The 8,334-nt window shown below is 62.6% G+C and carries 7 protein-coding genes and 1 pseudogene; 4 read left to right on the top strand and 4 right to left on the bottom strand.

Features of this window, described 5'->3' with window-relative positions:
- The 3 genes and pseudogenes from WA317_RS16645 to WA317_RS16655 form a co-directional block, all read right to left on the bottom strand.
- Window positions 1-334: pseudogene (locus tag WA317_RS16645) on the bottom strand (hydrogenase expression protein HypE); the annotation flags it as partial.
- 306 nt (window positions 335-640) lie between these two features.
- A complete protein-coding gene (gene hypB / locus WA317_RS16650; RefSeq protein ID WP_425174077.1) occupies window positions 641-1,423 on the bottom strand; it encodes a hydrogenase nickel incorporation protein HypB in 783 nt (260 codons plus the stop codon).
- Between the two features lie 28 nt (window positions 1,424-1,451).
- The gene (locus WA317_RS16655; RefSeq protein ID WP_425174078.1) at window positions 1,452-1,787 is read right to left on the bottom strand and encodes a hydrogenase maturation nickel metallochaperone HypA; all 336 of its coding nucleotides are present in this window, start codon (window positions 1,785-1,787) and stop codon (window positions 1,452-1,454) included.
- A 183-nt stretch (window positions 1,788-1,970) separates the two neighbouring features.
- On the opposite strand from WA317_RS16655, the gene WA317_RS16660 reads away from it, so the two are divergent.
- The 3 genes from WA317_RS16660 (at window position 1,971) to WA317_RS16670 (ending at window position 4,071) form a co-directional block, all read left to right on the top strand.
- Window positions 1,971-2,462, top strand: a complete 492-nt coding sequence (locus WA317_RS16660) for a Fur family transcriptional regulator (protein WP_425174082.1) — start codon at window positions 1,971-1,973, stop codon at window positions 2,460-2,462.
- Window positions 2,463-2,677: 215 nt separating this feature from the next.
- Window positions 2,678-3,175 (top strand): hypothetical protein, encoded by a 498-nt coding sequence (locus WA317_RS16665; RefSeq protein ID WP_425174079.1) that lies wholly within the window; start codon window positions 2,678-2,680, stop codon window positions 3,173-3,175.
- A 143-nt stretch (window positions 3,176-3,318) separates the two neighbouring features.
- A complete protein-coding gene (locus tag WA317_RS16670) occupies window positions 3,319-4,071 on the top strand; it encodes a M15 family metallopeptidase (protein WP_425174080.1) in 753 nt (250 codons plus the stop codon).
- A 275-nt stretch (window positions 4,072-4,346) separates the two neighbouring features.
- On the opposite strand, the gene WA317_RS16675 is transcribed toward WA317_RS16670, so the two are convergent.
- A complete protein-coding gene (locus WA317_RS16675; protein ID WP_425174083.1) occupies window positions 4,347-5,960 on the bottom strand; it encodes a serine hydrolase domain-containing protein in 1,614 nt (537 codons plus the stop codon).
- A gap of 446 nt (window positions 5,961-6,406) precedes the next feature.
- Here WA317_RS16675 and WA317_RS16680 point away from each other — a divergent pair, with 446 nt between their 5' ends.
- On the top strand, window positions 6,407-7,762 hold the full coding sequence (locus WA317_RS16680) for a lipase family protein (RefSeq protein ID WP_425174081.1): 1,356 nt from the start codon (window positions 6,407-6,409) through the stop codon (window positions 7,760-7,762).
- Window positions 7,763-8,334 lie beyond the last annotated feature (572 nt).

Genomic DNA, 8,334 nt, shown 5'->3' on the forward strand with positions numbered 1-8,334 from the left:
CGAACCCGCACCAATAACCCTCGTCCTTGATCTTTTCATTGGGGATGGAACCTTCGACGACGAGCACGAATGGTTCCAACTCGCCGCGATCGGCCTTGAAGAACCACTCGAGGAAATCGTCGGCGCCACCGTTGGGTCCGCATTCGAAATCGATCAGAGGCCAGTGGACGGCGACTTGGGGAAGGCCGGGAAGGGCGCCTAGTGCGATTTCCTCGACGCTGGGCTGGGTGGCGGCAGTCAACGCCACCGAATCGCCGTCACAACTGAGACCCGCATTGATCCATAGAACATGAATCAATGTTTCTTCTGCTTTGACTGCCGCTTCTGTTGGCATGCTGCAGCTTTCCGGGGCCGCGCTTTGACCCCTGACGCTGCCGGAGTCGACCGTCGGCCCACTTGCGCAGCGCTTGTTTCGGGTCTACGCCTGCCGTCGGGCGTTTGTCAACGGTTCCGTTTCTTCGCGGCATTGGGCAGATGTTGCTCAACTATTTGTGTATCGGGCATTCCAGCAGCGGCACAACGGAGTTCAGCGTTGGCCACCGCGCTTGTGAAGCCAGTGCGGCTTGGCTGAGATTGACAAGCCTGCGTTCTATGCAAGTCATTCGCAAGTGTATTTGCAACTCATTTGCACTCGGCGGCTCTAACTCGCGGCGCCTTCGGCGAAACGCCGTAGCCAGCCGAACCAGGCGCCCATGCCGGCTCCGGTGCGCGCGCTGATCGGTAAAATCGTCGCGCTCGCGTTGACGTCGCGAACATGCGCGATGTAGGTGTCCACGTCAACGTCCAGATAGGGCACAAGATCAATTTTGTTGATCAGCACCACATCCACCGATCTGAACATCACCGGGTACTTCAGCGGCTTGTCCTCGCCTTCGGTGACCGAGTAGACCATGGCCTTCGCATGCTCGCCGACGTCGAACTCGGCCGGGCAGACCAGGTTGCCGACGTTTTCGATGATGACCAGGTCCAAGCCGGCAAGGTCGAGACCCGGTAGCGCCCGGTTGACCATTGGCGCGTCGAGATGGCACTCCCCGCCAAACCCGTTGCTGGTGTTGAGCAGTGAGATTTGCGCGCCCCGGCCGCTAAGCTTGGCCGCGTCCAGATCGGTGGCGATATCCCCTTCGATGACTCCGATGGAGATTTTGCCGGCGAGTTCTTCGAGCGTGGCCTGCAGGACAGTCGTCTTGCCTGACCCGGGTGAGCTCATCAGGTTGAGCGTGCGGATTCCGTGCTGATCGAACGATACCCGGTTGGCGTCGGCAAGCATGTCGTTTTCGGCGAAGATTGCCTCCAGCACGTCGATGCGCTGGCCGCCCGTCTGATAGCGGCTGTGATCCCCGTGTTCATGCTGGTGGTCGTGCGGTTGGTGATCGTGCCCGTGGCTGTGTACGGTGCCGTCGTCGTGGCGATGAAACCTACCCATGATCAAAACCGTTCATAGTAAACACCTTTCACGAGACGTCAAGGGACGTCACCAGGAATTCGTTACCGTGCAGCACCTCGACGTCGGAACTGTCGCATCGCGGGCACCAAATCGACCAGGCCGACGTGATCTCTGAGTCTTGGCCGCACGAACGACACCTCACCTGCGCGCTGACACACTCGAGTTCCAGCTCGGCGTCCGGCATGTTCTCGGAGTCCCGGACGAGTGTCCAGCAAAACGACAGCGAGTCCGGTGCCACCTGGCGAAGAGCGCCGATCCGGACGCGCACGACGTCGACGTGCCGGCCGGCGGCGTGCGACTTGACCACATGGGCGATCGCTTCGCACAGCGACAGCTCGTGCATTGCTGATCACCGGCGTCCGCGCGTAGGGAGGCCCATGAGCACTTTCTACACCCGAACCACGGCTATCCTGTGGTTTTCGCTTCGGCCGTCGCGCCAGACCAAGAGGGCAGCGGTTATTGATTGCCCTGGCTCTGTTGGCGCGTGACACTGGCAATCCCAGGCTTCCGGGGCAACACTGAGGAAGTGACGCCCAAGCCGTCAGCCCTGGATCCCGCCGTCACCGAGAGGATCGGTGAGTTTCTGCGCGCCCACGGACTGCGGCGGATGGCCTCGCGGATCCAGGTGCTTGCGGTTCTGGAGCCGGTCAACGGGCACCTGCCGGTAGCAGAGATTCACGAGCGGGTACGTGCTTGCCTGCTTCCCGGCGCTCAGCCGCCCGACATGGCGACCATTTATCGCACAGTTACCACTTTGGTCGACCAAGGGGTGCTGCACGCATTGACCCTCGACGGCGGTGTCACAACCTACGGGTTGGCCACCGCCCCCCATCACCACGCGGTATGTACTCAATGTGGCTCGATCATCGAGGTTCCCGCGCGTCAACTGACGTCAGCGCTCGAGCACGCAATGGCGGGCAGTTCCTTCGCGCTGTCAGAGCGGGCCGGCCTCACCCTGCGCGGCCTGTGCCCGCAGTGTCAGGGCGCAGATCGCGATGCCCGGCCACGTCGCGGCTGACTTCGGCGCAGACCCAGCACAGATAGCCGAAGAGTTCGTCGGTGAAGACGCGGGCTGTGTCGCCGCGCCGGTGAATTTCAAGTCGCGACCTAACGTCCGCTGTCGTCGGCCTGCTTCGGTTCGAAGAACTTAATTGCAGCCGTTGTCAGAGGAGAGATTGTGGGTACGCTTACTGGTTATCTTCGCTGCAGTGAGGCAGCGGCAAGGAGGTAGTCATGCCCGGTCAGAATCCCGACGAATCGGCAAATGCGCGGCTCGAACACTTTGACAATCCGGACTTAGGCAGCGGCGCGCGCAACACGGGAGATGACACTCCTGAACCCGCCGGAGAACACCGCCCAGTGGGGACTGTCGACGAAGACGCCAACCCGCCGATGAGCGACCCCGCGGCCTCCGACACTTACGGGGGCACTGGTGAATTGCCCCCGCAAGACACCGGAAGTGCTATGCCACCCTACGAGGGCCGCAAAGCGGCCGGCGAAGTCTCGACAGGAAGCTCGCCAAGCCCTGCCGGCGCGAACGTCGGTGGCGCCACGGGTCCGGTCGCCGATCCCGCCTACAAGTCACCCAGCCCGGCGGATACCCCAGGCGGCTCGGGGAAGTCCCCGGCCGATGAGCAGCCCGCTGCACAGGCCCCGGAGACGGATCTGGACGATGACAGCGTTGGCCCTGCGCATGTGCCCGGTACGGGGCCTGGCGAGTCGAAGAGCTGACTTCGGCCGTCGCCACCGAAGAGACCCAGCGCGCCGATCGCTCGCGGAGCAGCCGCCGCCGTAGCCACTAGAAGAAATTTTTTCTGCGGTAGCGTTGGCACCGGACTTGTCTAGCGAAACCTGATCGCAGCGGTCTTATCGGGATGGAAGCAAGCGGTGAGGACTCATCCCAATTGGCGTCTTTCAAGCGGCGGGGCGCCGTGCTGGCGGAAATGCTCGCAGCGGGTGTCGTGCTGGTGCAGTGCACCTCCGCGCTGACACCTCCCGCGGCCACACCATCACCGGCTGTTACACCGTCACCGTCGGCCGCGTCGTCTTCGTCCAGCGCGCCGCCAGCACCTGCCGGTGAAATCGTGGAGCCGGTCACCGCCGCCGAACTCGGCACGAGCTGGCGGCCGGGTTGCCCCGTCGAGCCGGAGCGGCTGCGACGGGTCAACGTCGACCACATCGGTTTCGACGGCCAGACCCACCGCGGCGAGCTGATCGTGCATGAAGAGCTGGTGCCGGACGTGATCGCGGTCTTCGAGCAGCTTTACCGGCTGGGTTATCCCGTCGAGAAGATCCGCACGGTCGACCACTACTCGGACGCTGATGATGAGTTATCCATGGAGGACAACAACACTTCGGCGTTCAACTGCCGAAGCATCCCAGGAACCAACGAATGGTCTCCACACGCTTACGGTCGGGCTATCGATCTCAATCCGCTTCTCAACCCGTGCCTCTACGCCCACGGGTATTTCGAACCGCAGAACGCGGCGGCCTACTTGGACCGCAGCCGCACCGACCCGGGACTCCTACACAACGGCGACACGGCCGTCCACATCTTCACGGATCGTGGCTGGCGGTGGGGTGGCTACTGGATGACTCCCGACTACCAACACTTCGAGCGGCCCTGAGCCTCTCCGACTGCTGAGACGTAGCTCCTGTCGACGGTGCCCGACCCTTATATGAGCGCACATCCCGCGAGCGGGTTGAGCGTCCTGTCAAGATTGACCTGTTGCGACGACTTAGCGGCAGACGCCGAAAACCGTTCTTGGCGAGCCGAATTGAATTCATGAGTTCTACCGGTTCGCGTTCTTCGGACCAAGTTTGAATCACGATCCGAGGCCCCCCTTACTGCCGCTGTTAGGTGCGCTGGCTACGGAGACAGCGAACGACGTGGGGTTTATTTTCACCGAGGTCTGCCGGGCAGTGTCGAAGTCGTGGCCGAAGGTGCACTGCTGTAAAGGTGCAAGGCCTGGGCCGTCGCCGTCGCAACTTCACCTCGCAGATTCGAGAGGGGTGGACTGCCTCGCGTATGAATTGAGTTTGCGAGCAGAACTACGTAGGTATCCGAGCCCGGGTCCATCCAAAGCGAGGTTCCGGTAAAGCCGGTGTGGCCGAAGCTACCGATCGGAAAGACCAGGCCTCGCGGCGTGGACAGGGCCGTGTCGATGTCCCAGCCGAAGCCACGCAGGTTTTGTCCCCTGATCGCCGGATACTTCGGAGCGAGCAGCGGATCTGTTGTGTTCGGTCTCTTTGCGACGGATTCTCTGGCGGCATCGTTCGCCGCTTTGAGTTGTTCGGCTTTATATCCGGGCTGCTGGGGAGTCGTCATCAACTCCAGAGTCGCTTGCTTCAGCGGAAAACTACTCGGACGGCCCGCAAGCCGATCTAGCAGGGCCTGCGCGAAGATGCTGACGTCGTGCGCCGTCGAGAACACGCCGGCATGCCCGGCCACTCCCCCCATCCGCCGCGCCGTCGTGTCATGCACCGTGCCCCGAAGCAGATAATCGAGATCGGGATTCTTGCTCGGATCGGCTCTGTTCTCGTCGTCGTGTGCCGTCGGTGCGATGCGCGACAAAAGACCGGTGTCCCAGGTACCTGCGGGGCAGCCGACCAGGACGCGGCCTTCTGGCGCGGGAGCCCAGGCAATCGCGGCTCCCCTTATCGTGTGAGGACCACATGCTTTGGCCGGGGGAAGATAGCGGGTGTCTTCCATGCCAAGCGGCGCAAATACGTTTTGGTGAACGTAAACGTCTTCGGCCTCGCCGGTGACTTTCTCGATCAGCGCGCCAAGCAGAATGAAGTTGATGTCGGAGTAGCGGAAAACCTCACCGGGACCTGACTCCAGCGGCGTGGTGAGCGCACGATGAACGCCCTCTGTTTTATCGGCTACGTCCAGTCCCCACGGACCTTTGAGGTCGACGTCCCCTGTTTCGCCCGAAGTGTGCGTAAGCAACATGCGAACGGTCACCTTTGCACGCGCTGGATCGTTCGCCGTGTTGAAGTCCGGCAGATACGTCTGCACGGAATCGTCGAACTGAACCCTGCCTTGTTCGTAAAGCTGCATGACGGCAGTCGCCGTTGCGAGAGACTTCGTCAACGACGCCATGTCGAAGATCGTGTCCTCGGACATCGGCTCTGCAGGCGCAGGCGATCCATCTAGCCCCGGTTCACCCGCAAGCTTGCGCGCGCCATAAGCCTGGCGGAAGACGACCTTGCCGCCCTGCCCGATCACAACCACAGCACCCGGCAGCCTATGTGCCTCAATCGCATCGTTCACGAGCTTCGACACCGCTGCGAAATCAGGTGCGGTACCCGCATCGCGCAGCTCGGCGAACGTTGGTAAGTCAGGTGTTGGAGGCGCATCGGGCACCTTGGAGATTGTTGGCAAGTCAGGTGTTGGAGCCGCAACCGGCGCCTGCGTTGCATGCGCGCTGTCGCTTACCGCTGTGTGTGCGCCACGCGACCAAACCGCAACGAGTGCAAGCAAGACAGTTCCAACAGCAATCGGCTTTCGCATTGGCTTACCGACGCCAATGCTGCTAAGGAAGCTGTCAACGTTCACGCAATTCCCGACCTCCCGCGTTCGCGGAATTCCACAGGTCGTGGCCCAGCCATGATGCTGGATCCGGCGGCGTGGCTTGTCAAGCATTCGTCTACTGCAGGCCTGGCAAGGGTCCATGCACCCGGCAGCCGGCGAGTTTCTCGCCGCAGATGCCGTTTCGTGTCGCCGCCCATATCGCGGTTGGCTCACGGTGAGCCGTTGTCGATGGTGTGACGCTGGCCGCGGACGGCACCGGCCGCCACGAGCTGTGGGCCAAATCGGTCACTTATGGCGCAGATCCGCACTGCGGGAAGTTTAGCGAACAGGCGTTCACGGGTAGCCCTGTGCCTGAGCGTATCGGCGGTACCGACTTGGCGCGGTGGCCGTCGCGCCGACCACCTGATTTAGGGAGACGGTTGACGATGAGCGAAGACTTAGCTGCAGCTCAAGTGCCGCCAGGTGTGCCCCATGGTGTGCCCCATGAGGAGCATCGCCGTGACGAGCCGCTGCGGGCGCCCGAGGAGGACCCGTTCTATCAACCGCCGCCGGGCTATAAGCATGCACGCCCCGGGGATCTGCTGCGTTCGCGCAGCGTCGAGCTGGGATTTCTCGGCGTGATCCCGCAGCCGGTGCAGGCCACGCAGCTGCTCTATCGCAGCACCAACCTGCACGGGGAACCCGAGGTCGCGGTGACTACCGTTCTGCTGCCCGAACAACGCGATCCCGGACGCATCTGCCCGGTGTTGTCGTATCAATGCGCGATAGATGCGGTGGCCTCGCGATGCTTTCCCTCATACGCCCTGCGTCGCGGCGCGAAGCCGATCGGCGCTTTCGTACAGTCCGAATACCTGCTGGTCGCGGCCGCGCTGGCGGAGGGGTGGGCGGTGTCGGTACCCGACCATGAAGGATGCCACGGTATGTGGGGCGCACCACATGAGCCTGGCTTCCGGATTCTCGACGGTGTGCGCGCGGCGTTGCACAGCGACCGTTTGGGCCTGTCACCCTCAGCTCCGGTCGCGCTATGGGGTTATTCCGGCGGCGGACTCGCCTCGGCGTGGGCCGCCGAACACAGCTCCGATTACGCCCCGGATCTCAATGTCGTCGGGGCGGTGCTCGGCTCGCCGGTCGGTGACTGCGGCAGCGTCGCACGCCGCCTCAACGGCACCTTCTTTGCCGGCCTGGCCGCCTTGATGATCGCGGCGTTGACGCACGTCTTTCCCGGCGCGCAACGCGTCGTCGACGAGCACGCCAGTGACGACGGCCAGAAATTGCTCGACGACCTGCAATCGATGACAACGGCGCAGGCCGTCTGGCGTCTGCGCGGCATGGACATCGGGAAATACGTCGACATGTCTGCCGATGAGCTCTGGGACCTGCCCGAGGTGCGGGACGTCTTTGATGCCACCAAGCTGGGCCAGTCCACCCCTCGTCCGCCGGTATTAGTCGTGCAGGCGGTGCACGACAGCATCATCGGCGTCGAGGCCATCGACAAGCTCGTCGCGTCCTATCAGCAAGCGGGAGCCGCGGTCACATATCACCGGGACCGATTCTGCGGTCACTTGCTGTTGCATCCGCTGTCTGCTCCCATGACGCTGCGATGGCTGCGCGACCGGTTCGCCGAGCGCGACGTCAACAAGAATCGCGCTCGCACCGTGTGGCCGACGCTGTTCAACCCCTCGACCTGGTTCGGCATGCTCAAGCTGGGCGTCATCACGGCAAAGGTGATCACCGGGCGGTCCGTCCAGCGACATCGGTTGTCCGAAACCGATGCACCTTGATCGAAAGAGCGAAAAGCCGCACCTAACCTTTGTGAAATAGAACTTGCGTGCTGATGATGCCGAGAAGGTGATCTCAGTGGCGCAAGCTGGCAGCAGTTGGGTCGCAAGGGGACGTGACGCCCTGAGCAGGAGCAGTGAGTAGCACCCTGAAAGGGCCGATATCCGGTGGCCAGGGCCGGGATCGAACCGGCGACCTTCCGGTTTTCAGGCTGAGGCGAAATCAGTACCCAGACGTTTCTGCTGGTCAACCTGGACGAGTTGGACCCATCTTGAGGCTTCAGACCACGCACTACAAACCCCGTGGCGGATGCAGAGCGGATGAAGGAGCATCGACTCGCAGGTTCACCCGGCGGACCACATGTGGGCAGCCCGGCGGATTTACAGTGCGCGTACCCGTCATGCGCGCTCGGCCGTCATGTCCATCTCGATCCAACCCTGGCACGGACCGCTCAAGATGTCGGTGTGCATGACGCCGGCAAGTGTTCCGTTGGCTTGGGGCGTGTAGCGCACATTGGATCGGGCCGGACTCCATTGGATCGTGGTGTCGGGCATCATGCAGTCCCACTGGAAAT

Origin of the sequence: Mycobacterium sp., from assembly GCF_049802695.1 — a bacterium.
Taxonomy (GTDB): Bacteria; Actinomycetota; Actinomycetes; order Mycobacteriales; family Mycobacteriaceae; genus Mycobacterium.

Excerpts from the sequence above, each read along its gene's own strand:
- hypB (WP_425174077.1), bottom strand. The coding sequence starts at position 1,423 with ATGGGTAGGTTTCATCGCCACGACGACGGCACCGTACACAGCCACGGG.
- WA317_RS16655 (WP_425174078.1), bottom strand. The coding sequence starts at position 1,787 with ATGCACGAGCTGTCGCTGTGCGAAGCGATCGCCCATGTGGTCAAGTCG.
- WA317_RS16665 (WP_425174079.1), top strand. The coding sequence starts at position 2,678 with ATGCCCGGTCAGAATCCCGACGAATCGGCAAATGCGCGGCTCGAACAC.
- WA317_RS16670 (WP_425174080.1), top strand. The coding sequence starts at position 3,319 with ATGGAAGCAAGCGGTGAGGACTCATCCCAATTGGCGTCTTTCAAGCGG.
- WA317_RS16675 (WP_425174083.1), bottom strand. The coding sequence starts at position 5,960 with ATGCGAAAGCCGATTGCTGTTGGAACTGTCTTGCTTGCACTCGTTGCG.
- WA317_RS16680 (WP_425174081.1), top strand. The coding sequence starts at position 6,407 with ATGAGCGAAGACTTAGCTGCAGCTCAAGTGCCGCCAGGTGTGCCCCAT.